General features: G+C 33.5%; 13 protein-coding genes. 12 read left to right on the top strand and 1 reads right to left on the bottom strand.

Going from position 1 to position 16667, the window contains the following annotated elements; translation table 11 throughout:
• Positions 1-417 precede the first annotated feature (417 nt).
• Positions 418-3090, top strand: coding sequence for a TonB-dependent receptor (locus LQU93_RS08765; RefSeq protein WP_229933511.1), 2673 nt, complete (start codon positions 418-420; stop codon positions 3088-3090).
• A gap of 486 nt (positions 3091-3576) precedes the next feature.
• Here the strand turns inward: LQU93_RS08765 and tgt are convergent, their stop codons facing one another.
• On the bottom strand, positions 3577-4695 hold the full coding sequence (gene tgt, locus LQU93_RS08760; RefSeq protein ID WP_229933510.1) for a tRNA guanosine(34) transglycosylase Tgt: 1119 nt from the start codon (positions 4693-4695) through the stop codon (positions 3577-3579).
• Between the two features lie 88 nt (positions 4696-4783).
• Between tgt and LQU93_RS08755 the strand changes: the two genes are divergently transcribed.
• The 11 genes from LQU93_RS08755 (at position 4784) to LQU93_RS08705 (ending at position 16573) form a co-directional block, all read left to right on the top strand.
• Entirely contained in the window at positions 4784-5842 is a 1059-nt protein-coding gene (locus tag LQU93_RS08755) for an MlaE family ABC transporter permease (protein WP_229933509.1), read from the top strand.
• Entirely contained in the window at positions 5839-6576 is a 738-nt protein-coding gene (locus tag LQU93_RS08750) for an ABC transporter ATP-binding protein (RefSeq protein WP_229933508.1), read from the top strand. Before LQU93_RS08755 ends, LQU93_RS08750 begins: the two co-directional genes overlap by 4 nt.
• Positions 6576-7487: an MlaD family protein gene (locus LQU93_RS08745; RefSeq protein ID WP_229933507.1), complete on the top strand. Its 912-nt coding sequence runs from the start codon at positions 6576-6578 to the stop codon at positions 7485-7487. Before LQU93_RS08750 ends, LQU93_RS08745 begins: the two co-directional genes overlap by 1 nt.
• Positions 7484-8044, top strand: coding sequence for a hypothetical protein (locus LQU93_RS08740; protein ID WP_229933506.1), 561 nt, complete (start codon positions 7484-7486; stop codon positions 8042-8044). Before LQU93_RS08745 ends, LQU93_RS08740 begins: the two co-directional genes overlap by 4 nt.
• Positions 8045-8111: 67 nt before the next feature.
• Complete coding sequence (locus tag LQU93_RS08735) at positions 8112-9521, top strand: COG3400 family protein (protein WP_229933505.1); 1410 nt, start codon at positions 8112-8114, stop codon at positions 9519-9521.
• A 44-nt stretch (positions 9522-9565) separates the two neighbouring features.
• Positions 9566-10606, top strand: coding sequence for a 3-dehydroquinate synthase (gene aroB, locus LQU93_RS08730; protein ID WP_229933504.1), 1041 nt, complete (start codon positions 9566-9568; stop codon positions 10604-10606).
• Positions 10603-12222 (top strand): mechanosensitive ion channel family protein, encoded by a 1620-nt coding sequence (locus tag LQU93_RS08725; protein WP_229933503.1) that lies wholly within the window; start codon positions 10603-10605, stop codon positions 12220-12222. The genes aroB and LQU93_RS08725 overlap by 4 nt, the downstream gene beginning before the upstream one ends.
• Positions 12219-13463, top strand: a complete 1245-nt coding sequence (gene mtaB / locus LQU93_RS08720) for a tRNA (N(6)-L-threonylcarbamoyladenosine(37)-C(2))-methylthiotransferase MtaB (RefSeq protein ID WP_229933502.1) — start codon at positions 12219-12221, stop codon at positions 13461-13463. The genes LQU93_RS08725 and mtaB overlap by 4 nt, the downstream gene beginning before the upstream one ends.
• Positions 13438-15099, top strand: a complete 1662-nt coding sequence (locus LQU93_RS08715) for an ATP-dependent metallopeptidase FtsH/Yme1/Tma family protein (RefSeq protein ID WP_229933501.1) — start codon at positions 13438-13440, stop codon at positions 15097-15099. Before mtaB ends, LQU93_RS08715 begins: the two co-directional genes overlap by 26 nt.
• A gap of 36 nt (positions 15100-15135) precedes the next feature.
• Complete coding sequence (mog, locus tag LQU93_RS08710) at positions 15136-15675, top strand: molybdopterin adenylyltransferase (protein ID WP_229933500.1); 540 nt, start codon at positions 15136-15138, stop codon at positions 15673-15675.
• Between the two features lie 379 nt (positions 15676-16054).
• Positions 16055-16573, top strand: a complete 519-nt coding sequence (locus LQU93_RS08705) for a site-specific DNA-methyltransferase (protein ID WP_229933499.1) — start codon at positions 16055-16057, stop codon at positions 16571-16573.
• Positions 16574-16667: the final 94 nt, after the last annotated feature.

Raw genomic sequence — 16667 nt, 5'->3', positions numbered from 1 at the left:
AAATTTTCAATTTGGCTCATTTTTCCCTTATTTAAGCTTTATTATTTTGCATTTTAGACTACTCGTTTGCTTTTGTAAATTTACAACGACAAAACATAACTTATAATTAAAACAGTTTTTGAAACTACATTAAATCAAGTATGATAACTAAAAATTCCTTATTTTATTAATATTTTATAAATTTTGCATTTGGTTTAATAAAAAATAAAGTTTTTATTAAATTTTATTGTAATTTTTAACTATAAAGACAAGTTAAAAATAAATTTATATGCCTTAAGTTAAAATTTATTATTTAATGTAATTACGATTATATAATGCTTTCAGAAATTATTTACATTATATTTATGATAATTAATATTAATTTTATAATTTTTCTATTATCATTTGATTTTTATTAAATTTAAAAGGAGAGAATATATGTGTAAAAAGGGCACGTTGTTGATGTTTTGTGTATGTATGTCGCTGTGTAATGACGATATTGTTTTGGTAATCGATGATGTTAATGTAACAGCACAAAGTCATACAAACCAACTCTCATCTAGTATAGATATCACAGGTGGTACCACGCAAGTAAAGCGTTCATATATAGAGGCGTTACCTGCCACGGGAGGGGGTATAACGCAAATCCTTAGGCTAAATCCAGCTATCAAATACAACGCTACCCAACGAACATCAACAAACGCCGCCGAGATAGATCCTGATGATATCTCGATAAACGGAGCACCAAGTTGGCAAAATAGTTTTTTGCTTGATGGAGTAAATTTCAATAACGATCTAAATCCTCGCCAATCACGCATCTCAGCACTAAATACTAAAAGCCAATTTTCTCCAAATGCGACTTTGCCAGACATTGGCTCTATATCGCAAGGCATAAATTTAGATAGTGAGCTGCTTGAAAGTATCAGCGTGCATGATAGTTTTGTCGGTGCAAAATATGGTGGTTTTGAAGGTGGTGTAGTGGAGGCAAAGACAAGAGATCCGCGCAAGGGCTTTCATGGAAAAATCAGCACCAAATACACTAGCGATACTTATTTAAAAACTTATATAGACAATCAGCTTCTTTCAGAGTATAAAAGTAGCACAAATCCAAAACTTCAATCAGAATTTACAAAAAGAATTTACAATCTCACGCTAGAAGGTCACTTAAGTGATGATTTTGGCTTAATCTTTAGTGCCTCGCAAACTCGTTCGCAGTTTTTAAAAGTAAATTTGGGCGGACGCTCAGCCTATTTTCCAGCTAATGGTGAGCCACAATACAATAAGCAAGTAAGAAGAAGCGATAATTATTTATTAAAGGGTATTTGGTATGCAAGTGATAGGGTTAAGGTCACGCCATCGTTTCTTTATACGCCAGCTCACAGCACTCATGCAAATACATTCTCAAAAAATGGGGATTTTGATATAAAAACAGATGGTATTATAGGCAGTGTAGGGGTTGATTATGAAGGAGATAGTTTTGAGCTTTTAAATTTATTTAGCTATTCGCGTTTAATTAGTTCAAAAGATGCATCGCATCAAAACTTCATCACATGGCCAACTACAAATCATCATAATTGGGGTGGGACATACTCGGCTGAGGGTGCTTATGGCGACATAGATCAAATACAACAAACTTACTCATATAAAGGTGAGTTAAATTTTAACCCTGTGGATTTGTTTGGCGTAAATCACACGTTTAGCATGGGTGTTGAACTAGCTCATAAAACTGGCAAGTATGCAATTCCTGGCTTTTTTACTGCCGGAACGGCATTTCTTAAGCCACTAAGTGCTGGGCAGTCATGTAGGGCTGATGACAAGCTATGTATAGATGATATTACATCAGTAGCAAGTGGCATACCTGCTAGTCGCTTCAGTAGTACACATGGTGGTTTTTTTCATAAATATACTAAATATCAAGGCAAAGCAAAGGCTAGTATAAATGAAACTAGTGCTTGGGTGCAAGATGAGATGCAAATAGGGCGTTTAACGACTAGAATAGGTGCTAGAATAGATAGTGAGAGCTACTATAATCAAACAACATTTTCGCCAAGATTTTCAGCAACTTATGATGTATTTGGCGATGAAAAAACTAAGATAAATTTTGGAGCCAATCGCTATCATGGTAGAAATATCTTTTCATATGCTCTAAGAAATGCTATGAACTCACTAGCATATACTTGCGAGCGCCCGACCGTATATGATGGAAGCGACTTTGTATGTAAAAGCAATGGGAGCCTACCAAGATACACACAAAGCAATCTTGATGTACCGTACAATGACGAACTAGCATTTGGGCTAAAGCAACAAATTTATAATATCGACGCTACGTTTAAATTTATAAAACGATATGGAAGAAAGGAAGTGAGAGCAAAATCATACTGGAATATGCCAAATTATTACAATCCATTGCGTCCAAATCCACATTATAATCCAAATTATGATAACTATTATTTTGAGTATGACAATAGCGGAAAGAGCAGAAGCGATATATATGAGATCAAGCTTGCTAGTGTAAAAGACTTTGAGTTTTATGGGTCGCATGGATTTGAACTAATCTTTAACTATATAGACACTAAGCGTAACTATAATACTGAAGATAACTATCTAGAGCGTGATTTTTATAGCATAGACTATGACGGCTCCGCGAAAGATATAGACAAGGTTATATACAACGGCGCAATTATAGATCGCAACTCCCTACCAAGTGCTGATTTTAACGAGCCGTGGGAGATAAAACTGCTTACTATGCATAAATTTTCGCCAATTAATCTTGGATTTACGAAAATTAAAACAAATTTATCTAATTTCTTTTCATATCGAGGTAAGCACGAGAGCATAGTAAGAGTTGGTATTACAAAATTAGACGGACAAGACTATGCGACATATGAGAATGTAAATTTTGGCAGAGCATTTAACTGGGATGCAAAGCTTGGGTTTGAGTTTGGTGCTGTAAAAAACTCAGCATTTTTTGTAAATCTAGAAGCCTATAATGTGCTAAATCGCAGGGTGATTGCTGGAAAATTTATAGACGGTGTTGGTAAAAATACAAAAACTTATACCGTCTATGAGCCGGGTCGTCAGCTTTGGTTTGAAGTAGGGTATAAGTGGTAAGTGTGTATAAGCGGTTTGAGTGCTAATGCTTTAGTTTTGGCGTAAATATCGCTTAGTGATACCAAAATATAAATAGACAAAACGAAATTTATAAATAATGTTTCGTTTTGTCATTTACGTTTTGGTTTGGTTTAAGCTATTGCTTTTGTATTTGGTTGTTTTTGCAAATTTCTAAAAATAGATTTTGATTTACTTATAAAATAGGCATTTTGCCGTTAAAATATAGAAATTTTAGGATTTTTGCACTGATTTACAGCTACAAAAGTAGCTAAAATTTGTAACTATAAATTGGTTTAGATATTTAGTTTTTCTTACTTTAAGATGATTAGCTGGTGATATTTTAATAAAACTTGCTTTGTTGGTGTGATTTAGCTTATGGTTAAAAAGTTTTTAAATTTAGCTTGGTTTAAAGTATTTTGTGACATAAGTTACTACACTACAATAACACTAAAATAAAACAATTTAACCATATTAAATAGTTTGCTATCAAGCCCTTTTTGCGTAAAACTCCCGCTTAAACTCGCTAAATTTGGCGTTTATGATCGCCTCTCTTATTTGCTTCATTAAATTTAAATAATAGTGCAAGTTGTGAATGCTTGCAAGGCGGAAAAATGTAAGCTCTCTTGCCTTAAACAGGTGGTTAAGATATCCACGCGAATAGTTGCGACAGGTGTAGCATGAGCATTCTGGATCGATTGGTGCATGGTCGTTTATGAAACGTGCTGATTTTACATTTATCTTGCCAAAACTAGTAAAAAGTGTGCCATTTCTTGCGTTTCTAGTTGGCATAACGCAGTCAAACATATCAACGCCACGCTCGACATTTTCAACCAAATCCTCAGGCGTGCCAACTCCCATAAGATAGCGTGGTCGCTTCGTATCGATAAATGGCATCACGCCTTCAACTGTGTCATACATCTCTTGATTGCTCTCGCCAACGCTAAGTCCGCCGATCGCAAGTCCATCAAAATCCATCTCGCAAAGCTTTTGTGCGCAAAATTTACGTGCTTCATAATCCGTTCCACCTTGGATAATGCCAAAAATATTTTGACTTAGCCCGATACCCTTATTTTGCTGAGATCTATGATAGCGTATCGCTTCGTCCGCCCATTTTATCGTGCGTTTTAGACTTAGCTCCACACGCTCTTTTGTCGCAGGAAGTGCGACTAAATCATCAAGTATCATCATGATATCAGATCCCAAATCATACTGAGTATCAAGCACGGAGCGTGGCGTAAAATAGTGCATGGAGCCATCAATATGGCTTTTAAATTTTATCCCGCCATCATCATTTTTGGTATTTGCACGAAGGCTAAATGCCTGAAAACCGCCACTATCTGTAAGAAACGAGCGATCAAATTTGCTAAATCCATGAAGACCTCCAAACTCTTTTACTATCTTTGAGCCGGGCCTTAGATACATATGATAGGCGTTTGCTAAGATGATTTTAGCGTCTAAAATTTCTCGCATATCGGTTGCGTCCAGGCTTTTTACAGCTCCTACTGTGCCAACTGGCATAAAAACGGGAGTTAAAATTTCACTATGAGCTGTTTTTAGCACGCCGGCACGAGCGTTGCCATCGGTGTTAGTTACTTTAAATTCCATTATTTTCCTTTTAAATTGCTATAATATCAAAAAAATGTTTAAAATTTTTAGTATAATTTTTGGTTTAAAATAATAAGGAAATTAAAACGTGAGTAAGATAAAACGCCAAGCAGGTGAAATTTCGCTACATGGCAATATAAGCTATAAAGATGCAAAAGAGATAAGAAACAAGATTAATGGCGACATAACATGCATCGATTTTGCTAAGCTTAGTAGCATTGATTATGCTAGTGCGATTTTGCTTAGTAAATACAGGGCTAAGTTTAAAAATGTAAGCAAAAATGTAGCTAGTATATTTGACTTGATTGATGATAAGAGTATTGATAGAAATTTAAAAAGTCGCAAAAATGAGTTAAATTTTATACAGTTTTTTGGTAAAAATATAGTTGATTTTTTTCGCAATACGCTTAGCTTGAGTGAGTTTTTAGGTGAGTTTTTGATTAAAAATTTAAAAGCTTTATTAAATCCTTTAAATTTTCGCTTTAAAGAGCTTAGCAATTTTATTAAAGATGGCGGAGTAAATGCCGTATTTATAGTGCTTTTAACATCGTTTTTAATAGGTATAGTATTAGCGTATCTTGGCTCGGCTATGCTTGCACAATTTGGTGCTAGTATATATATAGTTGATATCATGGGTGTGCTTACGCTTAGAGAGGTTGCTCCGCTTATAGCAGCTATTGTTGTAGCTGGTCGCACGGCTTCTAGTTTTACCGCACAAATTGGTGTTATGAAGATAACTGAAGAGATTGATGCGATGAAAACAATGGGGCTTGATCCGTTTGGTTTTTTGGTTATTCCTCGTGTGATTGCTATGGTTTTTGCACTACCGCTTGTGATCTTTTTAGCCGATGTGATTAGTATATTAGGTCAGATGCTCGTAGCTCAAAATATTTTAGACATAGGATTTAATGAATATTTAGCTAGATTTAAAGACAGTATAGAGCTTAGACATCTTTATATTGGTTTATTTAAGGCTCCGTTTTTTGGTGCTGCAATAGCGATTATTGGCTGTATGCGTGGATTTGAAGTGAGTCACAATGCTGAGAGTTTGGGGCAAAAAACGACTATAAGCGTTGTAAATGCGATATTTTGCGTTATCGCGATTGATGCTGTTTTTGCGATATTTTTTATGTGGTATGGTGTATGAAAATTTTACAAGGTATAAATGTAAGCACAAGCTATAATACTAGAGTGATACATGATAGCGTTAGCTGGAGCGTTAATCAGGCTGAAATTTACGGATTTTTAGGTGGCAGTGGCAGTGGCAAAACTACTCTTATGAAAACTATGATGTCATTAAAGCGTCCAGATAGCGGAAAAGTGCTTTATGACAATAAAGATATGTGGAACAGCAGCGAAAAAACAAAGCAAGACATAAGGCTTGAGTGTGGGACGATGTTTCAATTTGGGGCGTTGTTTGGCTCGATGAATATTTTGGATAATGTTGGTATTATGCTAAAGGAGTATTCTAAATTTACTCAAGCACAAATAGATGAAATTTCTCACTTTTGGATACAAAAAGTAGGGCTTAAGAAAGAGAGTGCATGGCTATATCCAGCTGAGTTAAGCGGTGGCATGAAAAAACGTGCCGCTTTAGCTAGGGCGTTAGTGCTTAGTCCTAGAGTTTTGTTTTTGGATGAGCCAAACTCTGGACTTGATCCAGTTTCAAGTCGGCAAATGGATGCACTAGTTTGTCAGCTACGCGACACCTTGGGGCTTAGCGTGGTTATGGTTACACATGATGCAGATAGTATTTTTGATATACTAGATAGATTTTTGATAATAGAAAATAAAAAAATAGCTTTTGAGGGAAATATCGCTGAATTAGAAAAATTAGAGCATAATCCGCTTGAAGAGCTTTTTAAAACAAGGAAAAAATAATGCAAAATAAAAACTCATATACAATAGTGGGGCTATTTTTTATCGCATGTGTATTTGCGTTTGCTGTGTTTATGTGGTGGATGAGCGATAGCGATAAAAATGTAAATTACAAAAACTACTATATTATCACGACTGAATTGCCAAGTGGCATTAGGGTGGAATCTGTAGTAAAGTATGCTGGTGTTGATGTAGGAAGCGTTAAAAATATAGAATTTCAAAAAGATAGCAATATACGAATAACTTTAAAAGTGCGTGATGATGTGCCAATAAAGGCTGATAGTTTGGCTGGTGTAGAGCAAAATATCATAAGCGGAATTTCTACTATAAATATTAGTCGTGGTGAGCGAGATTTTGATAGTGATGAGCGTATTATAGAGCTAAATAAGAGCTTACTTGAAGAGTTAAAAAATAATGCTCAAAGTATAGGAGATAAGATACATGAGAGTTTAGAGCGTCTTGATGCTGTCGCAAGTAGCGAGAATTTGCAGCACTTTAATAACACGCTAAAAGGTGTTGATGGGCTAGTAAATGGTCTAAATAATGAGGAGAATTTAAAAAATATTTCTGAAATTTTGGCAAATTTAAACGCCATATCGTCTAAAATCAAACCAGATGAGTTAAATGCCATACTTGTAAATTTAAATAAAACCTTAAACAATATAAATGCTTTATCAAGCACTGCAAATGATGTTGTAAATGGCTTTAGTAAGACATCAAAAATGATAAATGAAAAGATAAAAAATGGCGAATATGATGTAAAAAAGATGTTTGAGCCAACTTTGGACGAAACAAACTCATTTTTGCAAAATTTTTCTAAAACCCTTAGAGAGGTTCGAAATGCACTAAATAGGCTTGAGGATAATCCGTATGAGTTTTTCTTTAAAGATACCAATATAGAGGATAAAAAATGAAAAAAGCAAGTTATATATTTTTAGCGGCTATTGCTGTTTTATTTAGCGGTTGTTTGCTAAAAACTACATCAAAGCCACTTACTTTATATGAGATAAACTATAAAAATAATACTTGTGTTGTGCCAAATACAGATAAAAATATATATGTTGAGAGCGTAAAAGCACTTGATATGGTTGATAATCGTCAAATTTTAATCACAGCTGATAGAAATTTCATACGCTATCTTGATGATGCAAAATACGTGGCACTTCCTAGCGAGATGTTTTATAAAATGTTGGTTAAGGCAATATATGCAAATTGTGGGGCTAAGCCAAGTTTTAATTCTGCTTTAAATACACAACGCTTAAAAGTTGAGCTAATCTCTGTGCAGATACTAGGTGATAAGGCACAAATTAGCTTTGCATATGAGTTAAGAGACGATAAAAAGAGTATAAAATCTGGATATGTAAATAAAAGCGTATATTGCCCAGATCCTAGCTCTGTTACTATTTTTAACACTATAAATAAAGCAAGTAATCAGGCGATCGATGAGCTTTTATTTGAAATTTTAAGTTAAAATTTTTATCTTTGTAAATAAAATTTAACCCTAATCTGCTATAATCCATGCTTTTAACGGAGAGTAGATGAAAAAAATTTTAGTTATAGCAGATGGGGCTTTGTCAAAGCACTTTTTAAGGCGATTGTTTGAGAATCGTTCAAACTTACACCATTATATGGTTGTGTCTAAAAATAGTCTAAGCGATTTAAATATAAATGCTGAAAATTTTTCATTTCATGAGTTTGATCCGACTAGCAAATCAAAGCTAAGCGTGGCTGTGCAGGGTTATTTTAGTCAGTTTATGATAGTGTGCGATGATAAAGATGAGAGCGTTGAGATATATAAAAATTTACGCGAGATAAGCAAGACTACAGATATTATTTTGTGCTGTTTATGGAGCGTTGATGAGTGGATGAAAGAAGATAGGCATATTGAGTTTGTTGATGCCAAAGAGATACTTGCGTCAAGACTTATACATCACTTGCCAGATATGCCAGCCTATGCTGATAATATTGGTTTTGGCGAGGGCGAGATAATGGAGGTAAAAGTGCCTATTGGCTCAAGCTATATGTATCGCCATCTAAGCCAAATACAGCAAAGAAAGTGGAAAATAGCACTAATTTATCGTCAAAATGAGATTATTTTGCCATCGCCAAGTGTCATGATACGACCAAATGACACTCTTTTAACTGTTGGTGATCCAAACGTGCTAAGAAACGTTTTTCGCTCGATTAAACGTGAAAAAGGGCAGTTTCCAAATCCATTTGGAAACAATATCTATACGTTTATAGATATGAAAAAAATGAGCAAACAACGTGTTGCTAAGCTCATAGAAGATAGCTTAATGCTTCACTCAAAACTAAACAACAAAAGATTAATTATTAAAGTTGTAAATCCAACACTTGGTGCAAATTTGCGTCTTTTAAAATCAATAGATGATAAAAATATCACAGTTATGCTTGATTATTTTGTAAATGACAACTCACACATTGCTGGAGATACCGCAAACTACGATATAGGCTTGATTGTTACTGATAATAAATACTTTTTTGCCTATAAAAAACTATTTTATCAGCTGTTTATTCCGGTGCTAAAAATTGGCACAAACAGCTTATTAGATATAAATGAAGGCGTGATAGTCACAAGTGGCGATGAGAATATCGAAAGCCAATCAGCTGTCATACTTGATTGTTGTTCTCAGATGGGAATTGGCATGAAACTATTTTATTATGATAGTAAAAACAGTGAAGAAAAAGCGATAAATGAACATTTTGAGAGCTTAAATACGCTTTTTGAAAAAAACATAGACATACAAAATGCAAAAGATAAAAATCCGCTTTTAGAGTTATCTTCAAGGACTGATTTGCTTCATTTTGTATCATTTGATGAGAGTATTGTAAATTTTAACTTTTTTAGATTTTTGAGTTTAAATTTAAACAAACAATACAAGACGCTAAGTGAAAATGCACAGCTTTTTATACCGATTGAAAACTAAAATTAAAGCGAAATTTGTTAAAATGTGTGATAAAAGGTTAAAATATGCAAGTTGATATAAAGCTTAAACAAAATGAAAAAAATTATAAAGTATTTATAAACGAACTAGATAAAATTTCCCTATCTGGCAAAGTTGCAATTATAACAAATGCAAAAATTGCAGGGCTTCATCTAAACACTCTCTTTTCAAAAATAATCGCTGATGAGGTATATGTCGTTACCATACCAGACGGCGAAGAGTATAAAAATCTAAATACTTGCGAAGATATTTTAAGGCAGCTTTTTATAAGCAAACTAGATAGGACAAGCACTCTTATTGGTTTTGGTGGAGGTGTTGTGACAGATATGACTGGATTTGTTGCTAGTATATATGAGCGTGGCATTAAATTTATTAATATCCCAACAACACTTCTAGCACAAGTTGATGCTAGTGTGGGTGGTAAAACTGGTGTAAATAATAGTTTTGGTAAAAATTTAATTGGCACATTTTATCAACCTGAAGCAGTGTATTGTCAGATGGATTTTTTACGCACGTTGCCAAGTAGAGAATTTAATGCTGGTGTGGCTGAGGTTATTAAAATGGCGGTGATGTTTGATAATGATATGTTTAAATGGCTACAACAAGCCGATTTAAAAAATGAAAGCGAACTATCAAAACTGGTTCAAAAATCAATACAGCTAAAAGCCGATGTTGTTAGCAAAGATGAGCGTGAAAGGGGGCTAAGGGCTGTGTTAAACTATGGACATACATTTGCTCATGTCATAGAAAATCAAACACAATATAAATGCTACTTGCACGGAGAAGCTGTTGCTATTGGTATGAATATGGCAAATTCTTTAGCCTTAAAGCTTGGATTAATTGACGCCAAACAAAGAGATATGATTAAAAATTTAATGCATAAATTTAACCTGCCAACGCATTATAAAATAGAAAATGTTGAGAATTTTTATAATGCATTTTTGCTAGATAAAAAAAGTGAAAACGATAAAATAAAGTTTATATTGCCATGTGCAATAGGCGATAATTTGATAAAATCAGACGTGTCAAAAGATGATGTTTTAGAAATTTTAAGCGAGTTTAAATGAGAATTTTAAGTGCTATTTTGTTTGCGTTTTTGTTATGTTTTGCTGATAATAATATATCAGCAGTTACGGAAAATGATGCTATAAGTGATGATAGTGGCGTTATTCAATCGGTTGAAGTAAATCAAAATATAGCAAGTATAAAATCACAACTAGATGGCATAAATAGCACATTAAGAACAAATGTTTGGATGACAAGATATGCTAATTATAGCACCTATCAAAAGATACAAAATGAACTTGAAATAAGTGAAAATTTGTTAAAACGTGCATCAAAAGATAATAAAAAAAATAGCGAATTAGTCAAAAAAATACAAAATTTAAAAGGACAACTAGAGTTATTAAAGGGCTATGAAAATGCCCCATTTTCAGATATGTTAGCCGCTCCAGATGTTGATATGTCACCACGTATTACAAATCCTATTGCTCTTATTTCAGGTTTTTCGTATATGCGAAAGATACGCAATGAAAAGGATGAATACGCAAGGCAAATATCAGAGCTAGATAGCGTCATAGCCAGTTTAAGAGAGAAGGAAATTTTGCTTGTAAGCTTGGTTGAAAATAGCACTTTAACTGAAAACTTGCAATCTCAAATTGATGAAACAAGAGTGCAAATAAGTGAATTTGAAGGCACAAAGCAGATAGCTGATACGACTTTTGATGTTTATGAAAAACGTGCTGATGAGGCGATAGTTGCAACTAAAAATGAGATTAAACTGCAAGTATTTAATACAATAAACATCGCTGTATTTTTAGTTATTATTATTGCGATTTCGTTTTTCTTTAAATTTATAGCTAAAAAAACAATAAGCGACAATGAAAGATTTTATACGGTAAATAAATTTATAAATTTCATCAACTTTATTTTGATTATTATCACGCTTTTATTTGCATATATTGATAATGTCACATATATAGTTACCGTGCTTGGCTTTGCCTCGGCTGGTATTGCTATTGCCATGAAAGACATGTTTATGTCTATGCTTGGTTGGGTTGTGATTATATTTGGTGGTAGTATGAGAGTTGGCGATAGGGTAAGGGTTAGTCATAACGGCGTTACATATGTTGGCGATATTATTGATATCTCTGTGCTTAGAATGACGATATTTGAAGATGTTACCATGGCTACATATTATGAGAATCGTCGTGCTGGACGGATAGTATTTATACCAAATAATTATATTTTTACAGAGCTTATGTCAAACTACTCTCACCATGGTATGAAGACTGTTTGGGATGGTATAGATGTTGTGCTTAGTTTTGATAGCAATCATAAAAAAGCTGTTTATATAGCAAAAACAATCACTGGTAAATATGCACGTGGATATACTGATATCGCAAAGCGTCAGATGACTAGATTAAGAAGCGAATATAGTATAAAAAATCCAAATGTCGAACCTCGTGTTTTTACATTTTTTGAGCCTCATGGCGTTTGTATTTCAATATGGTTTATGTCTAGCTCTCATGCGACTTTAACGCTTAGAAGCACCATATCAGCCGAAATAGTTGAAGCCTTTAATAAAGAAGATGACATAAGTATAGCATACCCAACTCAGACATTATATTATGGTAAAAAACAAAGCCCAAAACCACATTCTGAGCTAGAGCAAGATATATGAGACAAAAAATATATTTTAAAACATTTGGCTGTCGCACAAATATCTATGATACTGAGCTTATTAAAAGCTATATTAAAGATTATGATATAGTAAATGATGAGAATTTAGCCGATGTTATTGTTATAAACTCATGCACAGTTACAAACTCAGCCGACAGTGGAACAAGAGCATATATAAATAGTGTCAAAAAACGTGGTGCTAAGGTAATACTTACTGGATGTGGAGCGGTAAGCAAAGGCAAAGAATTTTATGAAAAAAGTTCTATTTTTGGTGTGCTTGGAGCTAGTGAAAAGTCAAAAATAAATGAATTAATTGCAAAAAATGAGCGTTTTTTTGAGCTAGGGGATTTAAAAAGTATAGATAAAAATATCGTTACAAATTATGAAAATCACACAAAAGCTTTTATAAAAATTCAAGAAGGGTGTGATTTTAAATGTAGTTATTGCATTATACCAAGCGTTAGGGGTGCTTCTAGAAGCATGAGCCAAAGTGCTATTTTAAATGAAGCTAAAATTTTAGCCACTAATGGCTACAATGAGCTTGTATTAACTGGAACAAATATCGGCAGTTATGGCAAAGATAGTGGATCTAGTCTTGGCAAATTATTGCAAAACTTAGGTAAAATTTCAGGAATAAAACGCATAAGGCTAGGAAGTATAGAGCCAAGCCAAATTGATGATAGTTTTAGGGAAATCTTAGCTGAATCTTGGTTGGAAAAACACCTTCATATTGCACTTCAACACACAAGTCAAAGAATGCTAAATATTATGAGACGACGAAATCAAGCATTTAAGGATTTAGAGCTATTTAGTGAGCTTAGAGCATTAGGGTTTGCCTTAGGGACTGATTTTATCGTGGGACATCCTGGTGAGAGCGATGATATATGGCAAGAAGCACTGAGTAATTTTATGAAATTTCCTCTCACACACTTGCACGCTTTTGTCTATTCACCACGACGAGACACACACTCCGCAACACTAAAATCAGATGTAAGTGGCGATGTCGCAAAACAGAGACTAAAAACAATAAAGCAAATCGTTGCTAAAAATAACTATGAGTTTAGAGTGCAAAATAAAAAGACACTAAGCGTTCTTGTTGAGCAGATTAAAGATGGTTTTTATCATGGGTTTGACCAGTATTATAATCCAGTAAAAATACAAACAAAAAAAGATATATTAAAAGAGTGGGTTAATATAGACAAATACGAGGTTAAAAATGAAGCAAATTTTGCCAAAATTTAATAAAAAATCCATACTTATACTTGCATTAATTATTCTTGTTGTTATGGTTGTTTTTGCAAGTTTTAGGGCTGAGCCAAAAAGTATAAATTATAAAGATTTAAATACGCTTTTAAGGCAAAATTTAATCACAAAAGCCGTTATAAATAACGACGAGATAGTATTTTACACACAAAATGAACGCTTTAAGATGATAAAAGATGCGGTTGATATAAAAGAGCTTATAAAATCTATACCGATTTATCAAGAAAAAAGTTATATTTTGTTGGATGAATTTTTGACAATTATTGTTTTAATGCTTATTTTTTTGGTTGGATTTTATTTATTGATACGCTTTCGCTCAAAACAACTAAAAACAGATAATCAAAATATATCATTTGAGCTTGAAAACATGATAAATCAAAATCTAATGCCTGTGATTTCAAATGTAAAATTTTGCGATGTTGCTGGGATTGATGATGTTAAATTTGAGCTTAGCGAGATTGTTGATTTTTTAAAAAATCCAAAAAAATATCGAGAATTTGGGATAAAAATGCCAAAGGGTGTGCTTATGGTAGGTCCTCCTGGTGTTGGCAAAACAATGGTCGCAAAAGCTGTGGCTGGAGAGGCAAATGTGCCATTTTTTTATCAAAATGGAGCATCTTTTGTTCAAATTTATGTTGGTATTGGTGCAAAACGTGTTAGAGAGCTATTTGCAAAGGCAAAAGCGTATGCTCCTTCAATTGTGTTTATAGATGAGATAGATGCTGTTGGCAAAAGTAGAGGAGGTGGTAGAAATGATGAGCGTGAAGCGACTTTAAACCAACTGCTTACAGAAATGGATGGATTTTTGGATAATTCGGGCGTGATAGTAATGGCTGCAACAAACCGCATCGAAATGATAGACGAAGCACTGCTTCGCTCTGGTCGATTTGATAGACGCATATTTTTATCAATGCCTAGCTTTAATGACAGGGTAGCGATACTAAATAGCTACTTAAAAGATAAACAAGCCAGAGTGGATGTGTCTGAACTGGCTAGAATGAGCGTTGGTTTTTCAGGTGCGGCTTTAAGCACATTGGTAAATGAAGCGGCAATAAATGCACTTAGAAATAATACGAGTGTGATAAGTATGCTTGATTTTGAAGCCGTCTTAAGTAAGGTTATTGTTGGTAAAAAACGTGCCTTAAGCTTTAGCGAAGATGAAAAAAGACTACAATCCTTGTATCAAGCAGCAAAGGCACTTAGTGCATATTGGTTTGATATAAAGTTTGATAAAATTTCACTTATAGATGATAGGTTTGTGCAAAATGATAGTGAATTTGAGTCAAAAACTTATATGATAAATCGCATAAAAGTGTTAATTTCTGGTGTTAGCAAGTTAGAGCTTGAATATGATGACATATTTTCAAATGCTTATCATGATTTAAATAAAGCAAAAGATTTAGCTCAAAAGATGGTATATGAGTATGCAATGGGTGATAGTTTTGTTCCAAATCCTGCAGATGTAGAGAAAATTTTGCAACTTGCAAAAAATGATGTAAGTGAGTTTTTAAGAGGTGTAGTGCCACAAAATAGACAAATCGCTGAGTATATTTATAAAAATGAGAGCATTAGCAAGGCTGAGGTGGCAAGAATTTTAAATAAATCTTATGAGTAATTTACATTTGCTTGTAAAGTTTAAATTTAAGGAGATATGATGGTAAAGATTGGAATTTTAACCCTTAGTGATAGGGCTAGTAGTGGCGAATACGATGATCTTTCTGGTGTTGCTATTCGTGAATGCCTTGATGAGTGGATAAGTAGTGAAGTTGAGTATGTTTATAGGGTGATACCTGATGAGTTTGAGCTTATTAAGCTAAATTTAATTGAATATACTGATGAGTTGGAGTGTGATTTGGTGCTGACGACTGGTGGGACTGGACCAGCCGTTCGCGATGTGACACCTGAAGCAACAGAGGCGGTATGTCAGAAAATGATGCCTGGATTTGGCGAGATGATGAGAGCAGAGAGTTTAAAATATGTACCAACTGCGATACTTTCACGCCAAACGGCTGGTATTAGAGGTAAGTCTTTGATCTTAAATCTACCAGGTAATCCAAAGGCTATTCGCGAGTGTTTAGAGCCAGTTTTCCCTGCCATTCCTTATTGTATAGATTTAATTGAAGGTGGTTATATTCAGACTGATGAAACTAAAATGAAAGTTTTTAGACCAAAATCAAAGAAAATTTCTTAAACGCACTTAAAAGCCAAAGACTAATATCTTTGGCTTTATATTGTGCCTTAAAAAGGTAAAACGCCTAAATAAACAATGATTTAAGTATAAATTTAATCTTGCTTATTTAAAGCAGGGGATTCCAAGGCAATAAATACGATACAAAACTCGGCTAAAACAGTAGTAAATTTATTTATTAAAATTAATAAGAGAAAATTTAACTAGGTTAAATTGGCACTAGTAAAACTTATTTAGTAGTTTAATATAAGTTTAAACTAAGCATATAAATTTTGCCTTATATCTGTTTAGTTTTGTTTTGATTTAAATTTTTGTATTGCTATGGTATTATTTTGTTTTTTGTGTTAGAATTTATAAATTAAGCTTACAAAAAGGTGCAAAGATGATGGAAAAAGATCTAATAAAAAATTTAAATGATAAATTTCAAAACACTTCAAATATTAGAAGTTTGACTATTTCTTACAGCGATGAGTTGTTTGAATTTTTGTTAGAAAATTCTGAATTTGCTGATGAATTTAAATCAAGATTTTTTAAAAAAATCGGCAAAAATCTTATCTTTAAGCAAGATGATTTTTTGCAGTTTTTGGATTTTCAAACAATTAGTGGCAGTTTTACGGCGTATTTAAACAAAATCGGTCTTGGCAACAAGGCGAAAAAATTCTTAAAAACACGCGAGGAAGTGGTGCTAAATTTTCCTTACAAAGACTGCCTTTTAAAAGGCGGTCAAAGCAAAGATGATGATAAAAACAGTGAAATTTTATTTAACGAAATTTTAGCTAAAAGCGAGATTGATATGCTTTTTGCCCCAAAAGTATTAATTAACGCCGTGCGTTTTAGTGGCGAAAGTAAGCGTGAGCCGACACTTTTTGACGCCGCCGAAAATCAATCAATAAATCAATAAATCAATAAATCAATAAATCAATAAATCAATAAATCAATAAATCAATAAATCAATAAATCAATAAATCAATAAATCAATAAATCAATAAATCAAT

It is taken from the genome of Campylobacter majalis (genome assembly GCF_905120465.1).
Lineage (GTDB): Bacteria > Campylobacterota > Campylobacteria > Campylobacterales > Campylobacteraceae > Campylobacter_A > Campylobacter_A majalis.
This window is presented reverse-complemented; position numbering and strand designations above follow the sequence as displayed.

What these genes read in the sequence shown, in the direction of transcription:
- mog (WP_229933500.1), top strand. Translation starts at nt 15,136, where the DNA reads ATGATGGTAAAGATTGGAATTTTAACCCTTAGTGATAGGGCTAGTAGT.
- LQU93_RS08715 (WP_229933501.1), top strand. Translation starts at nt 13,438, where the DNA reads ATGAAGCAAATTTTGCCAAAATTTAATAAAAAATCCATACTTATACTT.
- mtaB (WP_229933502.1), top strand. Translation starts at nt 12,219, where the DNA reads ATGAGACAAAAAATATATTTTAAAACATTTGGCTGTCGCACAAATATC.
- LQU93_RS08735 (WP_229933505.1), top strand. Translation starts at nt 8,112, where the DNA reads ATGAAAAAAATTTTAGTTATAGCAGATGGGGCTTTGTCAAAGCACTTT.
- aroB (WP_229933504.1), top strand. Translation starts at nt 9,566, where the DNA reads ATGCAAGTTGATATAAAGCTTAAACAAAATGAAAAAAATTATAAAGTA.
- LQU93_RS08740 (WP_229933506.1), top strand. Translation starts at nt 7,484, where the DNA reads ATGAAAAAAGCAAGTTATATATTTTTAGCGGCTATTGCTGTTTTATTT.
- tgt (WP_229933510.1), bottom strand. Translation starts at nt 4,695, where the DNA reads ATGGAATTTAAAGTAACTAACACCGATGGCAACGCTCGTGCCGGCGTG.
- LQU93_RS08725 (WP_229933503.1), top strand. Translation starts at nt 10,603, where the DNA reads ATGAGAATTTTAAGTGCTATTTTGTTTGCGTTTTTGTTATGTTTTGCT.
- LQU93_RS08745 (WP_229933507.1), top strand. Translation starts at nt 6,576, where the DNA reads ATGCAAAATAAAAACTCATATACAATAGTGGGGCTATTTTTTATCGCA.
- LQU93_RS08705 (WP_229933499.1), top strand. Translation starts at nt 16,055, where the DNA reads ATGATGGAAAAAGATCTAATAAAAAATTTAAATGATAAATTTCAAAAC.
- LQU93_RS08765 (WP_229933511.1), top strand. Translation starts at nt 418, where the DNA reads ATGTGTAAAAAGGGCACGTTGTTGATGTTTTGTGTATGTATGTCGCTG.
- LQU93_RS08750 (WP_229933508.1), top strand. Translation starts at nt 5,839, where the DNA reads ATGAAAATTTTACAAGGTATAAATGTAAGCACAAGCTATAATACTAGA.